This window comes from Pseudomonas sp. B12(2026) (assembly GCF_057767015.1).
Map to the genome: position 1 here is coordinate 3,250,519 of NZ_CM173430.1, position 20,834 is coordinate 3,271,352.

15 protein-coding genes are annotated in these 20,834 nt (G+C 64.7%); 11 read left to right on the top strand and 4 right to left on the bottom strand.

Going from position 1 to position 20,834, the window contains the following annotated elements; translation table 11 throughout:
* The first annotated feature begins 2 nt into the window (after positions 1–2).
* Positions 3–1,133: an LLM class flavin-dependent oxidoreductase gene (locus AC3B6A_RS15215; RefSeq protein WP_488398042.1), complete on the top strand. Its 1,131-nt coding sequence runs from the start codon at positions 3–5 to the stop codon at positions 1,131–1,133.
* A gap of 84 nt (positions 1,134–1,217) precedes the next feature.
* On the opposite strand, the gene AC3B6A_RS15220 is transcribed toward AC3B6A_RS15215, so the two are convergent.
* The gene (locus AC3B6A_RS15220; protein WP_488398043.1) at positions 1,218–1,508 is read right to left on the bottom strand and encodes a GYD domain-containing protein; all 291 of its coding nucleotides are present in this window, start codon (positions 1,506–1,508) and stop codon (positions 1,218–1,220) included.
* A 484-nt stretch (positions 1,509–1,992) separates the two neighbouring features.
* On the opposite strand from AC3B6A_RS15220, the gene AC3B6A_RS15225 reads away from it, so the two are divergent.
* From AC3B6A_RS15225 to AC3B6A_RS15255, 7 genes are all read left to right on the top strand, one after another.
* Positions 1,993–2,694 (top strand): EthD domain-containing protein, encoded by a 702-nt coding sequence (locus tag AC3B6A_RS15225; RefSeq protein ID WP_488398044.1) that lies wholly within the window; start codon positions 1,993–1,995, stop codon positions 2,692–2,694.
* A gap of 58 nt (positions 2,695–2,752) precedes the next feature.
* Positions 2,753–3,502 (top strand): Mut7-C RNAse domain-containing protein, encoded by a 750-nt coding sequence (locus tag AC3B6A_RS15230; protein ID WP_488398045.1) that lies wholly within the window; start codon positions 2,753–2,755, stop codon positions 3,500–3,502.
* A 260-nt stretch (positions 3,503–3,762) separates the two neighbouring features.
* Positions 3,763–4,530: an SDR family NAD(P)-dependent oxidoreductase gene (locus tag AC3B6A_RS15235; RefSeq protein WP_488398046.1), complete on the top strand. Its 768-nt coding sequence runs from the start codon at positions 3,763–3,765 to the stop codon at positions 4,528–4,530.
* 107 nt (positions 4,531–4,637) lie between these two features.
* The gene (locus AC3B6A_RS15240) at positions 4,638–6,263 is read left to right on the top strand and encodes a DUF1302 domain-containing protein (RefSeq protein WP_488398047.1); all 1,626 of its coding nucleotides are present in this window, start codon (positions 4,638–4,640) and stop codon (positions 6,261–6,263) included.
* Between the two features lie 16 nt (positions 6,264–6,279).
* On the top strand, positions 6,280–7,653 hold the full coding sequence (locus tag AC3B6A_RS15245; RefSeq protein WP_488398048.1) for a DUF1329 domain-containing protein: 1,374 nt from the start codon (positions 6,280–6,282) through the stop codon (positions 7,651–7,653).
* Between the two features lie 59 nt (positions 7,654–7,712).
* Positions 7,713–8,756 carry a WD40/YVTN/BNR-like repeat-containing protein gene (locus AC3B6A_RS15250; RefSeq protein ID WP_488398049.1) on the top strand — a complete coding sequence of 348 codons (1,044 nt, stop codon included), beginning with the start codon at positions 7,713–7,715 and terminating at the stop codon, positions 8,754–8,756.
* Positions 8,753–11,167 (top strand): efflux RND transporter permease subunit, encoded by a 2,415-nt coding sequence (locus tag AC3B6A_RS15255; protein WP_488398050.1) that lies wholly within the window; start codon positions 8,753–8,755, stop codon positions 11,165–11,167. Before AC3B6A_RS15250 ends, AC3B6A_RS15255 begins: the two co-directional genes overlap by 4 nt.
* Before the next feature lie 406 nt (positions 11,168–11,573).
* On the opposite strand, the gene AC3B6A_RS15260 is transcribed toward AC3B6A_RS15255, so the two are convergent.
* Positions 11,574–12,452 (bottom strand): SDR family NAD(P)-dependent oxidoreductase, encoded by an 879-nt coding sequence (locus AC3B6A_RS15260; protein ID WP_488398051.1) that lies wholly within the window; start codon positions 12,450–12,452, stop codon positions 11,574–11,576.
* Positions 12,445–14,208 carry an FAD-dependent oxidoreductase gene (locus AC3B6A_RS15265; protein ID WP_488398052.1) on the bottom strand — a complete coding sequence of 588 codons (1,764 nt, stop codon included), beginning with the start codon at positions 14,206–14,208 and terminating at the stop codon, positions 12,445–12,447. Before AC3B6A_RS15265 ends, AC3B6A_RS15260 begins: the two co-directional genes overlap by 8 nt.
* Positions 14,209–14,451: 243 nt before the next feature.
* Here AC3B6A_RS15265 and AC3B6A_RS15270 point away from each other — a divergent pair, with 243 nt between their 5' ends.
* The 3 genes from AC3B6A_RS15270 to AC3B6A_RS15280 all read left to right on the top strand — a co-directional run bounded on the left by AC3B6A_RS15270 (position 14,452) and on the right by AC3B6A_RS15280 (position 19,530).
* Positions 14,452–16,074, top strand: coding sequence for a DUF1302 domain-containing protein (locus tag AC3B6A_RS15270; protein WP_488398053.1), 1,623 nt, complete (start codon positions 14,452–14,454; stop codon positions 16,072–16,074).
* Positions 16,075–16,095: 21 nt separating this feature from the next.
* Entirely contained in the window at positions 16,096–17,475 is a 1,380-nt protein-coding gene (locus AC3B6A_RS15275) for a DUF1329 domain-containing protein (protein ID WP_488398054.1), read from the top strand.
* A gap of 156 nt (positions 17,476–17,631) precedes the next feature.
* Complete coding sequence (locus tag AC3B6A_RS15280; RefSeq protein ID WP_488398055.1) at positions 17,632–19,530, top strand: tyrosine-protein phosphatase; 1,899 nt, start codon at positions 17,632–17,634, stop codon at positions 19,528–19,530.
* Positions 19,531–19,607: 77 nt separating this feature from the next.
* On the opposite strand, the gene AC3B6A_RS15285 is transcribed toward AC3B6A_RS15280, so the two are convergent.
* On the bottom strand, positions 19,608–20,834 hold the full coding sequence (locus tag AC3B6A_RS15285; RefSeq protein WP_488398056.1) for an NADH:flavin oxidoreductase: 1,227 nt from the start codon (positions 20,832–20,834) through the stop codon (positions 19,608–19,610).

Below are 20,834 nucleotides of genomic sequence, written 5' to 3' on the forward strand. Positions count from 1 at the left end.
CCATGAAATTCTCTCTGATTTACGAAGCCCAGACCCTGGACAGCACCCGTGACGGCGACCGTCGCGTCTTCGACGACACCGTCGAACAGGCCGTGCTGGCCGACAAACTCGGCTTCGACACCTTCTGGTGCGTCGAGCACACCGCGCTGACCAACTACTCGCACATGTCCGCTCCCGAAACCATGCTGGCCTTCGTCGCCGGCAAGACCGAGCGCATCGGCATCGGCCACGGCGTGGTCTGCCTGCCGCCGGCGATGAACCACCCGGTGAAGGTCGCCGAGCGCATCGCCACCCTCGACCTGCTGTCCAGGGGCCGCGTGCACTTCGGCGTCGGCAAGGGCGGCACCCAACAGGAAGCCGGCACCTTCGGCTACGACCTGGCCGCCCTGCAGCCGCAGATCGACGAGGCCATGTACCTGATACCGAAGATGTTCGTGCAGGACGAAATCGAGCATAACGGCGACTTCGTAAAGATCCCCAAGCGGCCGATCCACCCTAAGCCTTACCAGGACCCGCATCCACCGATGTACCTGGCCTGCACCAACACCGAATCGCTGAAGAACGCCGGCGGCCGCGGCATGGGCGCGCTGGTGCTAGGCTTCGGCGGTCCCGAAGAGATCGCCAAGAAAGTCGCCGTGTACCACGAGGCCTGGGACAGCCGTGACGAAGCCAACCAGGTCGGCTTCCGCCCCAACCGGCACATCGCCGCGCTGTGCCCGGCCATCGTCCTGGACGACAACGAGAAGGCCCGCGCCATCGGCATCCGTGGCCAGCGCTACTTCATGGAATCGCTGGCCTACTGGTACGCCGGCGGAGAACGCCCGGACCCGGCCAAGTGGCAGGACGATACCTACATCGACGGCAATGGCCAGGCCGTGATCCATTCGCGCTTTGCCTCCGAGGAAGTGACCGTGGACTTCTCCGACCCGACCATGGCGATGATGAACCCCAACCATGCCTACGGCACCGTGAACGACTGCATCGGTTACGTGCAGCGTCTGATCGACGCCGGCGCCGATGAAATCCTCTTCATCTGCCAGATGGGCACCGTACCGCAGTGGGCGCAACTGGAAACGCTGAAGAACATCGGCGAGAAAGTGATTCCGTACTTCCGCAACCAGCAGAAGGCCTGAGTCAATGTCCGACCCGTTCATGACGGGTCGGACAGGGCGTGCACGGGGCGGCGCCAGTTCGGGTCGCCCCGTTTGCGCTTTGCCTCAGCGCATTGCGGCAATCAGCCCGCGGAACTCCTGTTCCGAGAAGCCGCGCAGGGTCTGCGTCCGGATGTTACCGAGCGACGCCACCTGTAGCAGCAGCGTGGTAGCCACGTCCTCCGCGCCTTCCACGATCAGCACCATGTCGTAGCTGCCCGTCGTCCAGTAGGCGGCCTTTACCGAGATGCCGAGTTGCTCGGCCATTGCCCTGAAGGCAGCGTAGCGGTCCGGCGAGTCCTTGACGTTGCGGATGCCCTGGTCGGTGAAACTCACCAGGGAAATGAAGGTAGCCATGGTTCAGCTCCTGTCGTATGCATGGGCGACGGTCGATGGTGCGGAAGCCACTGCACCGGAAGAAGACCGCCACCCTTCCCAACGTGCATGCGCGCGGCGCCCCGACACCGCGAGCCACGTCGACCAACACTCATCCGACGACCTCCACAGAACAGGATTAGCAGCCTCCGCGGGCCCCGGCACGACCGCTGATCCGCTGCCCCACGGTCGGCATGCCGAACGCCCACCTGGGCTTTTCAGCCTACGACCCGGCCGTCGGCTTCCGCGGCCCGTCCAGCCCCAAAGCCCACACGAAGAACGGGGATGTCCCTGCGAATTGGCGATGAAGCCCTCGGTGTTTCCTCCCCGGCCTGCACACCCGGCAGCCGGTAGGAGGCGCCCCACCGGTCGGCTAGTCCACACAGACGATGGCGTCGGCCAGCACCCCATGCATGGTGACACCTCTTCCCCCAAGCGGGTCATGTCGAACACGAGGAGCTTTGCCATGCAGAAAGTCATCTACCTACTTTGGCGTGACAGTCACGCCGACGCCGAGGACTTCTTCCGGCAGTTGCGCACCGAGCTGGCCGAGCGTCTGACCCAGCTGGGGGCGCGCAACCTGCAACTCAACCTGGATGACGCCGACGTGCGTCCGGCCGACAGCCTGCGCCAGGAACAGGCCGGCGCCCTACCCCAGGCAGTGTTGAGCTTCTGGCTCGACAGCGCCGTGGCCGAGTTCCGCCTCCCGTACGATGAAGCCCTGCAGGCTGCCTGCGCGCGGATAGCCGGCTACCTGGTCTGCGAATCGGTGCCGATCCGCAACACCCGCTTCCCCGTCAACGCTGGCCAGCGCACCCACGGATTCTCCCAACTGGCTTTCCTGCAGCTGCCGCCGCGCCTGACCCACGCAGCGTGGCTGGATATCTGGCAGAACCATCACACGCGGGTAGCCATCGACACCCAGGACAATTTCCTCTACGTGCAGAACCTGGTGGTGCAGGTGCTCACTCCCGGCGCCACGCCGCTGGCGGCAATTGTCGAGGAATGCTTCCCGCCAGCGGCGATGACCAACCCGATGGCCTTCTTCGATGCCCCGGGTGACGAAGCGAAGTTCCAGCACAACCTCGCGGTGATGATGGACAGCTGCCAGCGCTTCATCGACTTCGACCAGTTGGGAGTAGTGCTCACAAGCCAGTACCCACTCTAGCTCCGCATTCCGGGCGGCACTCACGCTCCGCCCTCTCGCGGCTGCCATACTGATCGGCATGAACCACGCCACCTTCCGCTTCTACGAGGAGCTCAACGACTTCCTGCCCGCCAGCCGACGCCGGCGCGAGTTCGATTGCGCCTGCCCGGACGGGGCGACGGTCAAGCACATGATCGAGGCCCTGGGCATACCCCACACCGAGGTGGAGCTGATCCTGCTCGATGGCGAGTCGGTGGACTTCGACCGCGCGATCCTCGATGGCGACCGCCTGGCGGTCTACCCCATGTTCGAACGCCTGGACATCAGCCCGCTGCTGCGCGTACGGGCCAGCCCCCTGCGGGTACTGCGCTTCGTCGCCGACGCCCACCTGGGCGGTCTCGCGGCCCTGCTGCGCATGAGCGGGTTCGACACGCTCTACGAGAATGCCTTCAACGACGGCGAGATCGCCGAGATCAGCGCGCATCAGGGGCGCATCGTGCTCACCCGCGACCGCGAACTGCTCAAGCGGCGGATCATCAGCCACGGCTGCTACCTGCACGCGCGCAAGCCGCGGGAGCAACTGGTGGAAATCTTCGAGCGGCTGGACCTGGCCCGCAGCGCCCGGCCCTTCAGTCGCTGCCTGCGCTGCAACCATCCACTGCGTGAACTGTCGGCGGAACAGGCCCTGCCGCGAGTCCCACCGAAGGTTGCCCAGCGACACCAGTTCTTTCTCGTTTGCGACCAGTGCGATCAGGTGTTCTGGGAGGGCTCGCACTGGCGCAGCATGCGGGCGCTGCTGGAGCCATTGCTGCGGGCAGGATTGTCTTAGGACAGCAACGTAGCGCCTCTACGAAGCTCCACTCTGCAATGCATCTTCTCGGCGGCTGCAATCGGCTGTCCGATGTAGACGGTGCTGCTTCGGGGAAAGCAACTCCGTCCCTTTTTGCTCCGGCCATTCCAGCAGCCGTTACACAGCCGAGTGGTGTCGGCCCATTTAGTCCGAACGGATGATGCGAGAGCGATATGGGCAAGGCTAGTTTTTGGACGGCGATCAAACATAAAAATAATAAGGAGTGTCCGGTGTCTACGATGAGCAAGGAGTTTCCTGAAGGAGCGGTATTGGTTATCGGCGGTAGCGGTGGAATAGGTGAGGCCATCAGTAACCGTTTCGCAGAACTGGGTTCCGATGTCGTCCTGACCTATCACCGCAATGAGGCCCGTGCCGCGCAGGTCGTCGCGAGTGTCGAGGCTCAGGGGCGGCGTGCGCGGGCTTGCCAGATGTCCATGAGCGACCTGCCCAACGTCCAGTGCACGCTCCAGGCCCTGCTTGCCGAGTGGCGCATCCACACGGTCGTCATCGCCGCCGGGTCCGACATTTCGCAATCGAAGATCCGCGATCTGGAGGTGGCTGACTGGCGCCGGGTGGTCGACGCAGACCTCAACGGTTTCTTCGCCATCGTTCAGGCGACGTTGCCGCATCTCAAGGCCAACGGCGGCGGCTCCTATGTGCACATCAGCTCGGCCGGTCAGTATCGCTGGCCGGAGGGTGATGTCCTGTCCGTCGCCCCCAAGGCCGCCATCGACTCGTTGCTCAAGGGCATCGCCAAGGAAGAAGGACGCTTCGGCGTCCGTGCCAACAGCGTCGCGATAGGGGTCATCGAAACCGGCATCTTCCTGCGTCTGCAGCAGGACGGCACCTTCGATGGGCAATGGCGCAAAGCGGTGCAGCACGGTCTGTGTCTCAAGCGCTGGGGTCGGGCAGACGAAGTCGCCGACGCCGTGGCCTTCCTCGCCTCCAATCGGGCGGCTTACACCACTGGGCAAACGCTGTCCGTAGACGGCGGCTACGGCGTCTAGTCGCGCCGGCAGCCCACGCTCGCTCCTGTTTTCCTGACTCCGCCTGCGGACCTGCCGCAGGTGGTAGGGACGCGCTTGCGCGTCATGACCCTGCAACGGCCCTGACCATGACCCTACCGATCCTACGTACTGCCACGCTCGCCCCCCTCGCCGCCATGCTCTGCCTCGTGCCCGGCCTTGGCCATGCTTTCGAGTTCAACACGGGCGACGAAGAGTTCAAGCTGCGCTGGGACAATACCGTCAAGTATTCCAATGCGTTTCGAGTACGCCATGCGGATGCCCAACTGCTGGACAATATCAACGGCGACGATGGCGACCGTAACTTCAGCCGAGGCCTGATATCGAATCGATTCGACCTGCTCTCGGAGTTGGACGCCTCCTATCGCAACGTCGGCTTCCGCATCAGCGGAGCAGCCTGGTATGACGACGTCTACCAGCACGACAACGATAACAACTCGCCCTCCACCAACAACGCGTCCTCCACCAACAACGCGTCCTCGGTCCCGCACGATCATTTCAGCAGCGAGACCCGTGACCTTCACGGACAGAAAGCTGAATTGCTCGATGCCTACGTCTATGGCAAGGGCACCTTCAGGGATATGGATGTCCTTGGACGCGTCGGTCGACACACGCTGTTATGGGGCGAGAGCTTGTTCTACGCCAGTAATGGCATTGCCGCAGGCCAGGCGCCTATCGACGCGGTCAAGGCTGCAAGCGTGCCCAACACGCCGGCGAAGGAACTGTTCATGCCGGTGAATCAGCTGTCCGGCCAGTTGCAGGTCAACGACATGCTGACCCTCGCCGCCTACTACCAGTTGGAATGGCGCCGCAATCGGCTGCCCGGCGCCGGCAGTTATTTCAGCGCGGCAGACATCCTCGATATCGGTGGCGAGCGCTTGCTGGTCGGCCCCGGCGCGGCCTTCTACCGCGGCTCCGACAAACAGGCGAGCGATTCCGGGCAAGGTGGGGTATCGGTGCGTATCCGCCCGGGTGATGGCGATTTCGAGTTCGGTCTCTACGCGCTGCGTTATCACGACAAGAATCCCCAGGTGTACCTGCGGCCCGCTTTGGCGGCCAACGGCGCGCTGATCGCCCCGGAACTGCTGGACCCAGGGATCGGCAAGATCGGCGAGTACGGGCTGCTCTACGGGGAAGGTATCAAGATGTACGGCGCGAGCTTCAGTACCGTGCTCCTCGGCGCCAACGTTGCCGGCGAGGCGTCGGTGCGCCGAGACACGCCGCTGGTCAGTCTGGCCGGGCCCCTGCCCCCGGTGGGCCATGGGAATGTGCCGTACGCCACAGGCAATTCCGCCCATGCCCAGGTCTCGGCGATCTACTCCCTGCCGCCGAACTTCCTCTCGCAAAGCGCGATGCTCTCCACGGAGCTGGCCTGGAATCGCATGACCAGCGTGACGCGCAACAGCGCGGCGCTGGACCCGACGCGCGATCGCGACGCGTGGGGGATGCGCACGGTGTTCGAGCCGCAGTACCTGCGGGTCATCCCCAACTGGGACCTCAGCGTGCCGATGGGCGTCGGATTCACCCATGGCAATTCTGCCGTTGACCCGGCCTTTGGCCCGGACCGCGGGGGCGACCTGAGTCTGGGGCTCAACGCTACCTACAAGCAGGTCTGGAAATTCACCAGCAACTACACCCACTACTACGGCCCGGAGTCCTCGCAACTGCTCAGGGACCGTGACTTCGTTGCCTTCAGCGTGCGGCGCACGTTCTGACCCACAGGAGATGGCCATGAACAGGAAAGTGATTCTGACCGCTGCCGCATTGTCCCTGCCATTGCTGGGCGGGTTTGCGCCAAGCGCTTCGGCGGCGGTGAGCCCCCAGGAAGCCGAAACCCTCAAGACCCTCCTCACGCCGCTGGGGGCCGAGCGCGCGGGGAACCAGGACGGCGGCATCCCGGCATGGGACGGCGGCTTCACCCAGGTGCCACCAGGCTATCAGAGCGGCCAGCCGCGCCCGGACTTCTTCGCGGGTGAAAAACCACTGTATGCGGTCACCGCGCAGAACCTTGATCAGTACTCAAGCCTCCTGAGCGAAGGCGTCAAGGCCATGCTGGGGAAGTATCCGGGCTTGCGGCTCGACGTGTACCCCACCCACCGCAGTGCGTCGGCGCCGGACTGGGTTTATGCCAACACTTTCCGTAACGCCACCAGCGCCACGACCACCAATGACGGAGTGAGCCTGCAAGGGGCCTACGGCGGCATACCCTTCCCAATCCCCAAGTCAGGGTCCGAGGCCATGTGGAACCACAAGCTCGCCTGGCAAGGGGAGGCGACCTATGCGCCGTTCCAGACCTTCGTGGTCAATGCCGACGGCTCCCGGGTGCTGGCCACCCGCGGTGATGAATGGAACCAGTACCCCTACTACTTCAAGGACGGGACCCCGGGGAGCTTCCAGGGCGACTACTGGCTGGTCCTGCAGAACCCCACCGCTCCGTCGTACAAGGCCGGGGAAAGCGGGCTGGGCCGCTATCACGTATCCGAAACCGCGCAGGACCCCATTCGCTCCTGGCAGTATCTGGTTGGCCAACGTCGCGTCCGCCGCTCCCCCAACATCGGCTACGACACGCCGGATTTCGTGACCTCGGGGGTGGCGAACTTCGATGATGCGTTGGTCTTCTCCGGCGTGCTCGATCGCTACCAGTGGAAGCTGGTCGGCAAGCAGGAAATGCTGGTGCCGTACAACAACAACCGGGCCATGTCGGCGAAGCTGGATGATCTGCTCGGGGCGAAATTCCTCAACCCCGATCTGGTGCGTTGGGAGAAGCACCGCGTCTGGGTCGTCGAGGCAACCCTGGCTCCCGGCAAGCGCCATGTAGCCCCCCGGCGCCGCCTGTACCTGGACGAAGACAGCTGGAACGCGGTGCTGGCCGACAGCTGGGATGCCCAGGGCAAGCTGTGGAAGGTTTCCTACTCGCTGATGCTGCTGGCCCCCGATCTGCCCGGGGTGGTCGGAACCATGTCGTTCGGCGTGTACAACCTGCTGGCCGATGCCTACGTGTACAACGTGGCACCCAACGAGATGCCGGTGCAGTTCAAGGTCATCCCGCCACAGCCCGACCGCAGGTTCACACCTGAAGCCCTCGTTGGCGATGCGGTGCGCTGACTGACATGAACAGGACACACATGCTAACCAGGCCGTTGGCCGTGGCACTGGCTACCCTCATGACCGGTGCCGCCCTTGCGGCGCCATCGGTGGACACCACGTTGCCGGCGTACGAAACGGCAGCCCTCATCGCACCACAGGCGACCGGCGCCGGCATGCTCGCGGTGACCAGGGCGGGCAACCGACTCGTGAGCGTAGGCGAACGCGGAATCATTCTCCTGTCGGACGACCAGGGGGCGAGTTGGCGCCAGGCTCAGGTTCCCGTCCAGGTGTCGCTTGTCGCAGTGCAATTCGCCACCCCGAAGTCGGGTTGGGCAGTAGGGCACGCCGGAGTGGTACTGCACAGCACTGACGGCGGCCTGACCTGGCACAAGCAACTCGATGGCGTGCAGGCGGCTCGGCTGGCCCTGCAAGCTGCCCAGCGCCTGATGGACGAGCCGGTCGTGAACGCCGATGCAGCCGCTCGGCAGGTGCGCGAGGCCCGCCAGTTGGTCGAGGATGGCCCAGACAAGCCGCTGCTCGACCTGTACTTTCGGGATGAGCAACACGGCTTCGTGGTCGGTGCCTACAACCTGATATTCAAGACCGACGACGGCGGTCGCCACTGGCAAGCGTGGCAGCACCGAACGGCCAATCCCGAGAGCCTCCATCTCTATGCCATGAAAGCAGTGGGCAAGGCGCTCTTCATCGTGGGCGAGCAAGGTCTGATGCTGCGCTCGGAGGACGGCGGCGAGCATTTCCAGCGCCTGTCCCCGCCTTACCAGGGGACGTTCTTCGGCCTGTTGGAGACGCCAACCCATGCCCTGTTGGCCTTCGGCCTTCGCGGCGCCGCTTACCGCTCGGACGACGGCGGACAGAGTTGGATCAAGGCTGCCACGGATACCAGCAACAGCCTGGCGGGCGGCGCGGTACTGCCCGACGCCAGCGTGGTGCTGGTCAGCCAGACCGGGGAGGTGCTGCGCAGTCACGACGACGGCGCGAGCTTCACCCCTGTGCCCTCCCCCGCCCCTCGACCGCTGACTGGTGCGACGACGATGGGTGACACCCTGGTGCTGAGCGGTTTTGGCGGCCCTGCCACCCTGTCGATGGAGAGCGGACGATGACCTCCCTCATCCAGCCTGTCGACCAACCGCAAGCACGAGAGCTCGGCGGCTTCGATGCACACTCCGGCTCATGGCTCGAGCGCGCGCTGTTCAATCATCGTCTGGCCGTGGTGCTGCTCTGCGCCCTGATCACCGCCGTGCTCGCCTGGCAGGCCGGCCAGTTACGCCTGACGGCGAGCTTTGAACGCAACATCCCCACCAGTGACCTGATGATCGTCAACTACCTGCAGCACAAGGCTGACCTGAAAGGGCTCGGCAATACGCTGCGCATCGTGGTCGAGACCCGTGCCGGATCCATTTTCGATGCCGGTTACCTGCGAACCCTGCAGACGATCAACGATGAGGTATTCCTGCTGCCTGGCGTGGACCGGTCGTTCATGAAGTCCCTGTGGACGCCAGCCACACGCTGGATTGCGGTAACCGAGGACGGACTCGATGGCGGCCCGGTGATGCCGGGGGACTACGACGGCACGGCGACCAGCCTGGCCCGCGTGCGGGAGAACGTGGCCCGCTCAGGGGAAATCGGCCAGTTGGTGGCGACGAACTTCAAGTCCAGCGCGTTGCTGGTGCCGCTGTTGGAAAACGATCCTGCGACAGGGGAACGGCTGGACTACCACAAGCTCTCCGGGCGGATCGAAGCTTTGCGGGCGAAATACCAGAGCGACGATATCCGCATTCACGTGACCGGCTTCGCCAAGGTAGCGGGTGACTTGATCGATGGTCTGCAGCAGATGCTGGTGTTCTTTGCTGTGTCCCTGGCGATTGCGGCTGTGGTGCTCTACGGATTCACTCGCTGCCTGCGCAGCACACTGCTGGTAGTGCTCTGCTCCCTGATCGCGGTGGTCTGGTTGCTGGGGCTGTTGCCCTCTCTGGGCTACGAACTGGATCCCTATTCGGTCCTGGTGCCATTCCTGGTGTTCGCCATCGGCATCAGCCATGGCGCGCAGAAGATGAACGGCATCATGCAGGACATCGGACGCGGTGCGCAGAGCCTGGCAGCCGCGCGCTATACCTTTCGCCGTCTGTTCCTCGCCGGCTTGACCGCACTATTAGCCGACGCCGTTGGCTTTGCGGTTCTGATGGTCATCGACATTCCGGTGATCCAGGACCTGGCGGTGACGGCCAGCATCGGGGTGGCGGCGCTGATCTTCAGCAACCTGGTGCTGCTGCCGATCCTGCTGTCCTACACCGGGGTGAACCCGGCAGCCGCACGGCGCAGCATCACCCACGCCGAGACTGTTGAGGGTGACATCTGGAGCCGGATCGGAGCCTTCACCACGCGCCGCTATGCGCTGCCAACGCTGCTCCTCGCGGCGGCGCTCGGACTGGGCGGTCTGTACGTAGGGCAACACCTGAAAACCGGTGACCTGGACCCCGGAGCGCCCGAGTTGCGGGCCGACTCGGTGTACAACCGCGACAACGCGTTCATCGTGGCCAACTATGCAGCCAGCAGCGACATCTTCGTGGTGATGGTCAGCACGCCCGCCGGCGGCTGTGCCGAATACGGCACGTTGCGCCTGGTCGATGCGCTGGAGTGGCGCCTGCGCCAGCTACCCGGGGTCGAGTCGACCGCCTCGCTGGCTGCACTCGCCAAGCGCTCCACGACGGGCTACAACGAGGGCAGCCTGAAATGGTACGAACTACTGCCCAATGCAGGCACCCTGGGCGCAGTGGTGACCCGGGCCCCGCGCGACCTGTTCAACCAGAACTGCGACCTGCTCAGCCTTTACGTTTACCTGCGGGATCACAAGTCGGAAACGCTCGACAGCGTGGTCGCCGAGGTCGGGCGGTTTAACGCCGAGCATGCCGGAGCGTCTGCAAAATTCCTCATGGCTGCGGGCAACGCCGGCATCGCCGCGGCGACCAATAAGGTCGTGCGCGAGGCAGACCGGCAAATGCTCTTGCTGGTATACGCCGCCGTGGCCCTGCTTTCGCTGCTGACCTTCCGCTCCTGGCGGGCGGTGCTCTGTGCGCTGCTACCACTGATGCTGACCTCGATCCTCTGCGAAGCGCTGATGGTGGCGCTGGGCATCGGAGTGAAGGTGGCGACCCTGCCGGTGATCGCCCTGGGGGTAGGCATCGGTGTGGACTATGCGCTCTACGTGATGACGGTGACGCTGTCCTGGTTGCGCCAGGGCGATACCCTGACCCAAGCCTATGGCAAAGCGCTGCGCTTCACCGGGCGAGTCGTGGTGCTAACCGGCCTGACCCTGGGCATTGGTGTTGCCACCTGGGCGTTCTCGCCTATCAAGTTCCAGGCGGACATGGGCATCCTGCTGGCATTCATGTTCGTCTGGAACATGGTGGGTGCGCTTATCCTGCTGCCTTGTCTTGCCTATGTGCTTCTGAAGTCGCCCGGATGTAATTCCAAAGAAAAAGTTGAGTCATCGACAACAGGCAATCTCCCATGACGAAGACTTATGGAATCCGGCTCAGCTCCGCTATCGACCGAGGTATACCGCCGTAATCAGGCCCTTGGACTTCAGGTAGATGCCGGGGTGCGACAACGCTGAGCAAGTCGCCATCTTCGACTCGGTCGGCTTCGCGCAGGAGAGGCTTACCTCGCAAGACACTGTGTGAGAGAGCAGGCGGTCCAGCAACGTATCGACCTGGTGCCGTGGGGTGCGGATGTCGAAGGAGAAAATCCCAGGGACCCGTTCCGCCCCACCCGCTCCTGCAAGGGACGCAAGGTGTTGCACTATCGCCTGAACCTGCTTCACGAAAAAACCAGACGCGATGAGATCGGGTCCGGTTCTTTCGGCTCATCGCCTAACGGCTACCGGCGAAGATCTGCGCAATCCCCCCCGCCGCACGGGCTCAGACCACCCGCGCCGGATGCTGCATGCGCGGTCCGCCGAGTTGGTCGCGCCAGGACGGCGGCTGGCGGTCGTCGCTGTCCTTGATGCCGTAGCGCAGCGCCAGTTCCGCGCTGACCAGGGTCTGCCCGGAAAGCTCCGACAGCTTGGGGTCGTCCAGCAGCGCGCGGATGATCCGGCCGTTGAACTGCGGCGTCTCGGCCATCGCCAGGAAGGCTTCGTACTGCTCGGCCTTGGCCTGGCCGGCGATGGCGGTACGTTCCGTCAGCTGTGGGCCGAGCCAGAGGGAAACAGCCGCGACTGCGCTGTTCTCGAAATCGATGGCCATGTCTGCCGCCAGCTTGTCCACGCCAGCCTTCTGCGCCCCGTAGGCCGGACCGTGCATGTAGCAGCCGGCGCCAAACGAGGAAACGAAGGCCACCAGTGCCTTTGGCGCACGCAGCAGCAGCGGTGCGGCGTAGTAACTGGCGATATAGGACGAGCGCAGGCCGATGTCGAGGATGTCCACCAGTTCCAGCGGCTTCTCCCAGAACGGACCGGGCTCGATCAGTTGCTCGTGGATGAAGGTGGCGTTGTTCACCAGCAGGTCCAGCCGGCCCTGCTCGGCCTCGATGCGCTGGAACAGCACGCGTACCTGCTCATCGTCGCCGTGGTCACACTGCACGGCGATGCCCTTGCCGCCGGCGGAGTCGATAGCCGCCGCGGTTTCATGGATGGAACCATGCATCACCTGGCCGCGCAGCGTGGCGGAACCGGAGCTCAATGAGCGGCCCGTGACGTAGACGGTCATGCCGGCGGCGCCCAGCGCCTGGGCGATGCCTTTGCCGACACCACGACTGGCGCCCGTGACCAGGGCGATACGGGGAGTTTTTTCAGCCATTGTTCGAAGCCTCCTGGGTTGTGCGGGCGCAAGCCTTCTCGGCCTGTTGCTGGATGTGCTCGGCGGCGAGGAAACCGAAGGTCATCGCCGGGCCGATGGTGGAGCCCGCACCCGGATAGGTGGTGCCCATCATCGAAGCGGCGGAGTTGCCGATGGCGTACAGGCCGTCGATGGCGCTGCCGTCTTCGCGCAGCACGCGGGCATGCACGTCGGTGAGCAGGCCGCCCTTGGTGCCGATATCGCCGGCATTGACCTGCACCGCATAGAACGGCGCCTTGAGCAGCGGCGCCAGGCACGGGTTGGGCTGCACGGCAGGGTCGCCGTAATAGCGGTCGAAGGCCGACTCGCCCTTGTGGAAGTCCGGATCCTGGCCCAGCGCCGCGTAGCGATTGAAACGCTCCAGGGTGCAAGCGAGGCCGTCGCCGTCGACGCCGATGGCCGCCGCCAGTTCGCCGATGCTGTCGGCCTTGTAGTAGTAACCCTGCAAGTGCTTGGGCAGGCGGTTGTCGGGCTGTGCGTAGCCGGGCAACAAGGCGCCGCAGGGGTATTTGCGGCGGAACTCGGCGTCGAACACCAGCCAGCAGGGCACGCTGCGCGCCTGCTCGGTGTTGTGGCCATACATGGCATAGACGATATCGGTGTAGGGCGCGGCTTCGTTGACGAAGCGCTGGCCGGCGGCATCCACCAGCACGCAGCCCGGCAGGGTGCGCTCGACGAACAGCGCACGCTGTTTCTCTTCACCTTCGACGTGGGTGGTTGGCGCCCACCAGGCATGCTCCATCAGCGCAGTGGCGGCGCCCAATGCCTGGCCGGCGCGGATGCCGTCGCCGCGGTTGTATGGCGGCGTGGCGCTCCACTGGCTCTGTGACGGCTGCGGATGGTACTGGCTGCGCATTGCCTGGTTACGCTCGAAACCACCGGCGGCAATGACCACCCCCCGCCGGGCATGCACCCGCAGCGGACGTCCCTGGTGCAGCAGTTCGGCGCCCACTACCCGGCCGCCCTCTTCCAGCAACCCCTGCAGCGGTGCTTCCAGCCACAGCGGCACCTGGCGGTCGAGCAGGGAACGTCGCAATGCGGCGACCAAGGCGTTGCCCAGGGTCAGGAATCGGTCGCGCCTGGAGCTCAGGCGCCCGCCCAAATCGCGCCAGTAGCGCCAGAGAATCTTCAGGGTCAGGCCGAACCAGCCGGGGCCGCGGCAGAGCAGCACGCGGGCTTCCTTCATGGTCATGGCGACACGGCCCATCATCAGGGTGCCCGGCGACGGCTCGCGCATCCGCGCGAATTCCTCGCCCAGTTCGCGGGCGTCGAACGGCAACGGGTCCATGGAGCGGTAGCCCGGCTTGCCGCCCGGAACTTCCGGGTAATAGTCGGCGTACTCGGGCTGCGCCTCGAAGCGCACCCGGCTGTTGGCCTCCAGGTATTCGACCATGCGCCGGCCGTGCTCGACGTAGGTCTCGACACGCCCGTCGGTCACCCGTTCCTGGGTCACGGTACGGATGTAGCGAATCGCTTCCTGCGCCGAATCCTGGCCGCCGAGAGCGGCGATCCGATGGTTGCAGGGGATCCAGATGCCACCGCCGGATACCGCCGAGGTGCCGCCGTAGCGGTCGCTCTTCTCCACCAGCAGCACGTCCATGCCCAGGTCGCGGGCGCGCAGCGCGGCGGTCATGCCGCCGGCGCCGCTGCCCACCACCAGGACGTCGCACTCATGGTCCCACTCGCAGCTCCGCTGGTCGCTCGCCCTTGCGTTCATGCGCCTGTTCTCCGGGGATCTGGCGTGGCTGGGAACCACGCTCGCCCGGCGATTGTTCGCGCCCGCACGAACACCCGGCATCGTCCGTTGAGACTAGCGCCAGAGCGGTTGCTCCCTGCCCCGCCGGCTTAGTCCCTTCGGACGATGTTGGCTCATTCGGGTGACCACATAGTCAGCCTCGCCACATTCCCGCCAACACAGAACCGGGTATGGACAAACGTGCCTGCCCAAGCAGAGGACGAGATGACAAGAATAAGAATCGCCTTCCAGCCGTTGCCCCTTGCCCTTGCGATCAGCACGGGCGGCCTGTTGCTCGCCAGTGAGGCGCAGGCGCTGTCCTACCAGCTCAACGACGACCTCGAGGTCAACTGGGATACCACCGTCAGCTATAGCCTGGCCTGGCGTACCGAGAAGCGCGCCCATGCCCTGTCCAACGGTGGCAGCAACGCCGCCATCGCCAACGGCGACGACGGTGACAACGCCTTCGATCGCGGCGCGCTGATCAACAACCGCATCGGCTTCCTCACCGAGGCCAACTTCAAGTTCCGCGAAGACTATGGCCTGTTCGTCCGCGCCAGCGGCTTCTACGACGATGTCTACCACCGCGGTAACGACAACGATACCGGCACCTCCAACTGCTATGCTGGCGGCCGCTGCGCCAGGCCCGACGAGTTCCCCAATGACACTGTCGACCAGCACGGCGACAACATGCGCTTCCTCGACACCTATGCCTATGGCACCTGGGATATTGACGGCCACGCGCTCAACGCCCGCGTCGGCAAACAGGTCGTGAGTTGGGGCGAAAGCCTGTTCAACGGCTTCGGTATCTCCGGTGCGATGAGTCCGGTAGATGCGACCAAATCCAACATCCCCGGCATCGAGGTCAAGGAACAGTTCCTCCCGGTGGGTCAGGCGTTCGTCCAGTACAACCTCACCGACAATCTCGGCATACAGGCCTACTACCAGTACCAGTGGCGCAAGACCGAGACCGACGGCGTCGGCAGTTTCTTCTCGATCTCCGATCAGATGGACCGCGGTGGCTTCACCGATGCCTTTGGCGCAACGCACCGGATCGGCGACGACAAGCCCAGCGACTCTGGCCAGTTCGGCTTCGCCACCACCTACAACGTCGAACAGTTGAACAACACCGAGTTCGGCCTGTACTACGTGCGCTTCCACGACAAGTCGCCTCAGCTCGACATGCTCAGCCACTGGAACCAGGCCGAGTACAGCGCGCGTTACTTCGACAACATCGACCTGTACGGCGCGAGCTTCTCCTCCGTGATCGGCGAAACCAACGTCAGCGGCGAGCTGAGCTACCGCGACGGCCAGCCGGTGCTGGTGGACACTGGTATCGCTCCACAGGCAGTACGCGCCAAGACCGCACAAGCGCTGCTGTCGTTCATCCACTCCTACGGCATCCAACGCTTCGCCGACAACGTCACTCTCACCGGCGAGGTGGGCTACAACCGCGTGCTGGACAACGACAAGGCGCCCAGTTTCGACATCTTCGTACCCACCGGAGCAGGTGTCGCGCTGGTCAGGACACCCAACACCGACAAGCTCTACTACGACACCTCTGCCTGGGGTTACACCCTCAACCTCACGCTCGACTACAACAACATCTTCAACGGCTGGGACCTCAGCGTTCCGATCATCTACAGCCAGGCGGTGAACGGCAGTTCCTCGATGCCTGGCAGCTTCGGCCTGAGCGAAGGCGACGACCGCTTCGCCGTCGGCACCACCTGGCGCTACCTGAACAATTTCAGCATCGAGGCCCGCTACAACATGTTCCTCGGCAACCCGAGCGAAACCTACCTGGCGGACCGCGACAACGTCTCGCTGAGCGCGAAGTACAGCTTCTGATCCCGTACCGGAGAACAATAAATGACCCGCACAACCCGCCTGCTGCCCTTTCTGCTGTCCATCGGCCTCGCCGGTGCCAGCCTTCACAGCCAGGCCCAGGTCAGCGCCGAGGAAGCCGCGCGCCTGGGCAACGAATTGACCCCGATGGGCGCCGAGAAAGCCGGTAACGCCGACGGCAGCATTCCCGCCTGGACCGGCAAATGGCGCGGTGCGCCGCCTCACGTGAAATACGAGGGCACCGGGCACAAGCGTCCGGATCCCTATCCCGACGACAAGCCGCTATTCACCATCACCGCGCAGAACATGGAGCAGTACGCCAGCAAGCTGTCCGAAGGCCAGAAGGCCCTGTTCAAGCGCTACCCGAAGACCTACAAGCTGGTGGTCTACCCCAGCCACCGCGACTTCCGCTACTCGGAAGAAGTGGAAAAGAACATCAAGTACAACGCCCTCAATGCCCAGTTGGTCGACGGTGGCTACGGTGTCGCCAATGCCTATGGCGCCTCTCCGTTCCCGATCCCGAAGAACGGCTACGAGCTGATGTGGAACCACAACCTGCCCAGCCGCGCCTGGAAGGAAGAGGCCACCTACCTGATGGCACTGACCCTGTCCAACCAGAACCGCGTGTTCGAGAAGGTCTACTACCAGATCCTCTCGCTCTGGGATAACCCCAAGGGCTCCCTTGCAACCTACGACGGTACCCAGGCCTACGCGATGGTCAGTACGCTGGAGCCCGTGCGCAAGAAGGGCGAGATCATCCTCAACATGACATTCAGCAACCCGGTGGCGCATCCGTCCCAGTCCTGGCAGTACATGCCCGGCACCCGTCGAGTACGCCGCGCGCCAACGATCGCCTACGACACGCCCTACGGTGTTGGCGGCTTCCGCGTGATGGACGAGGACCGCCTGTTCAACGGCGCGCCGGACCGCTACGAGTGGAAACTGGTTGGCAAGCAGGAGATGTACATCCCCTACGACAACTACAAACTCGATGATCCGGACGTCGATCTGAACTCGCTGCTCACCGGGAACGGCCACCTCAACCCCGACGCCGTGCGCTATGAACTGCACCGCGTATGGGTGCTCGAGGCCACCCTGCGTCCGGGCAGCCGGCACATCTACGCCAAGCGCCGCCTGTACCTGGACGAGGACAGCTGGGCCGCTGTGCTTGCCGACAACTACGACGCCAAGGGCGAGCTCTGGCGCACCAACATACAGACTTCGGTGTATGCCTATGAGGTTCAGGCCTTCCATGCCCGCGTGGCCGTCTACCACGATCTGATCGCCGGCTCCTATCTGGCCGACCGTCTGGTCAACGGCATGGGCGGCACTGCCCGCCTCAACGACGCCAGCTTCGACACCAGCTACTTCACCGCCAGCAACTTGCGCAAGCTCGGCCAATAAGGCCAGGCGAGCCGGTGCCCGTCCGGGGCGCCGGCTCACCATCCCTCCCCCGGCGCGGGGATCACGCATCACTCAACGACGACGCAATCGGCGCCGACATCTCCCGGACCGCCGCACCCGTGTCCTGCCCGCATTCCAGATAAGGATCATCACAACGTGAACACGCGATTGCTCCTCCCCGCGGCCCTGCTTTGCCTGCCGCACGCCAATGCTCTCGCTCTCGATACCCCGCATCTCAGCGGTGCAGACAACTTCCGCGACGTCGCCGGCACCGACCATGCCTACGCCACCATCCATGACGGAGTCATGCGCCCGGGCGTGTTCTACCGCTCCAACGCCCTCACGCTGGAAGGCAACGACAAGGCCACTCTCGAAGGCCTGGGCATCGGCCCGGTCTTCGACCTGCGCACCACCGGGGAAATCGCCCAGGCGCCGGACACCCTTCCTGCTGGCGCCAGCTACCGCAACGTCAACATCATGGGCAGCGACCAGGTCAATCCGCCGCTCAGCAGCGCCGAAGCCGCGAAGAACTGGATGCGCGACATGAACCGTGCCTTCGTCACCGACGCCGGTCAGCGCTCGCGCTTCCGCGAGCTGTTCATGGAGCTGGCGGCAGCCGACGACCCGGCGCTCTTCCACTGCACCTCCGGCAAGGACCGCACCGGCTGGACGGCCGCCATGCTGCAATCCATCGCCGGCGTCGACTCGACGACCATCATGCAGGACTACCTGGCCACCAATACCTACAGTGCCCGCAGCATTGCCGCCACGCTGGCCAAGCTCAGTGCCGCCGCACCGACTCAGGCGGCAGCCTATAAGCCATTACTGGGCGTGGAAGCCAGCTTCCTGCAAGCAGGACTGGACCAGATCGAAGCCAGCTACGGCTCGGTCGACAACTATCTGAAAGAAGGTCTCGGCCTGAGCCAGGAAACCCTCTACGTACTGCGTGGCAAGCTGGTGCGATTCTCCAGCCTGCCCGGCCAGGCCTCGCTCGCGGGCAACGCCGCTGCCGGCGCCGGCCTGCTGGCCAACCTGCAGGACAGCGACTTGTCCGGCACCTACAGCCAGTACAACTACTACCTGCAATCGGCCATCGACGCCGGCAGCCTGGGCGGCCTGGAACAACGCGTCGGCGGGCAGGTCCACGCCGACTCCGCCAGTTTCCTGCTGCGCCAACCCCAGCAGATCGGTAGCGCCCTCGCCCCCTATGTCAGCGGCCGCGGATTGCGCGATGGCGAAAGCCAGCCATGGATGAGCACCCTGGCCAGCTACGTCGGTACCGATGGTTCCGCCCACGCATCCAGCAGCAACGAACACGCCCAGGGCATGCTGGTCGGCCTGACCCACCGTTTCGACAGTCAGACCAGCGGGCGTGCCGGCTTCGGCTACGCCAAGGGCGACGTCGCCAGCTCCGGTGCCGATGCCGACGCCGACCTCACCTTCATCACCCTGGGCGGGCGCTACGCCTTCGACAGCCTGGACCAGGGCGCCTACGCCGACCTGCGCCTGGACGCCGGCTACGTCGACTACGAAAGCCGCCGCGACCTCGGAGAAAACCTGGGCCGGGCCAAGGGCGATACCGACGGCGGGCTGTACAGCGCGCTGGCCAGCCTTGGCTATCGCACCCGCGGCGGCGACCTGACGCTGGAGCCGACCCTGGGTCTGCGCGTCACTCACGTGCGCCTCGACTCGTTCAGCGAGAAAGGCAGCGAACTGGCGCTGGACGTCGATGCCATCGACAAGACCGTCACCAGCCTGGTCGGCGGACTGGGCTTGGAATTCGGTGAGTCGCGCCTGGGCGACTGGACGCTCACTCCGGGCTTGAACCTGGGCTACGAGCACGCCATCGGCAACCCCGAGGTGAAGAGCCATGGGACGGTACAGGGCTTTGCCGTAGAGCAGGTCTCGGCCTTCGATGACCGCGACCTGTTCAAGGTCGGCGCCGGCCTCACCGCCCGCACCGGCTCGCTCAGCATCAGCGCGGACGTGCAAGGCCTGCAAGGCGCGGACAGCCACGGTCTGGGCGGCAGCGTCAGCCTGGCTATCGACTTCTGATTCCATCTACCGGGCCAAACGAAAAATGCCTGCACCTGAAGAAGGTGCAGGCCTTTTTTCCCTTTGGCTTCAGCGGATCAGCGAGCCGCCGTGAAGCTGTCCGGCTGATTGAGCACGCAGCGGATACCGCCCGGCAACGCCATGCTCGCCACGCACTGGTTACAGTGGTTGCAACCATTCTCATAGGCCTCGCCCTGGCTGCCAACATGCTTGACCAGGTCCGGATCACGCAGCAGCGCACGCCCCAGCGCGACAAAATCGAAGCCTTCGGCCATGGCACGCTGCAGGCTGTCGCGCTGGCTGACGCCCCCCAGATAAACCAGCGGCATGTCGGTGGCCTGGCGCATGCGACGGGCCTGGTCGAGGAAGTACATCTCGGAGTACGGCAGGCTCAAGAACAGTCGCCCGCCAAACCATTTCATCGCCGTGCGCTGCAGCGGATTGGGCTCCAGCGGGATCATCTGCCGGAGCGGGCTCTCGCCGCGGAACAGGTACATCGGCGAGCTGCTGGTGAAGCCGCCGCTCATGACCAGCGCATCGAGGCCGTGTTCGGCCAGCCGCTGCGCAGCACGGCAGGACTCGTCGATTTCCAGGCCGCCGGTGAAACCATCGCTGAGGTTGAGCTTGGCGAGGATCGGGAAGTCCTCGCCCACCGCGTCGCGCACTGCCGCCAGCACATCCAGCGGCAAACGCAGGCGGTTGTCCAGGCTGCCGCCGTAGGCATCGCTGCGGCGGTTGGTGGCCGGCGAGAGGAACTGGCTGAGCAGGTAGCCGTGGCCCATATGGATTTCCACGGTGTCGAAGCCCGCGCGCTTGACCAGCGCCGCCGCAGCGGCATATTCGGCCAGGGTCTTGCGGATGTCCGCCTCGCCCATGGCGCCAGCGAAGGGCACGCCCGTGAACAGCCCGTACTGGTTGATGCCGGCGCTGGGCCCGCGCGGGCGCGGGATATTCTTGGGTCGGGTGCGGCTGAAGAAGCCGCAGTGCGCCAATTGCGCGGAGATGGCGCCGCCCTCACGGTGCACCGCATCGGCCAGCGCGCGCAGCTGATCGAAGATGCCTTCGTGCATCCACATCTGGTCGGCGAAGGTCAGGCCGTCCGGCGACACGCCGCAATAGGCCACGGTGGTCAGGCCTACGCCTCCGCGCGCCATCCGTGCATGGTGCGCGGCCAGCTCGGTTCCGGGGATGCCGCCGGGGCACATGCCTTCGAAGGTAGCGGTCTTGATCACCCGGTTGCGCAGCGCCATGCCGGCTAGGCGGGTTGGAGACAGGACCTTGTCCAATGCTTCCTGCGGGGTCAT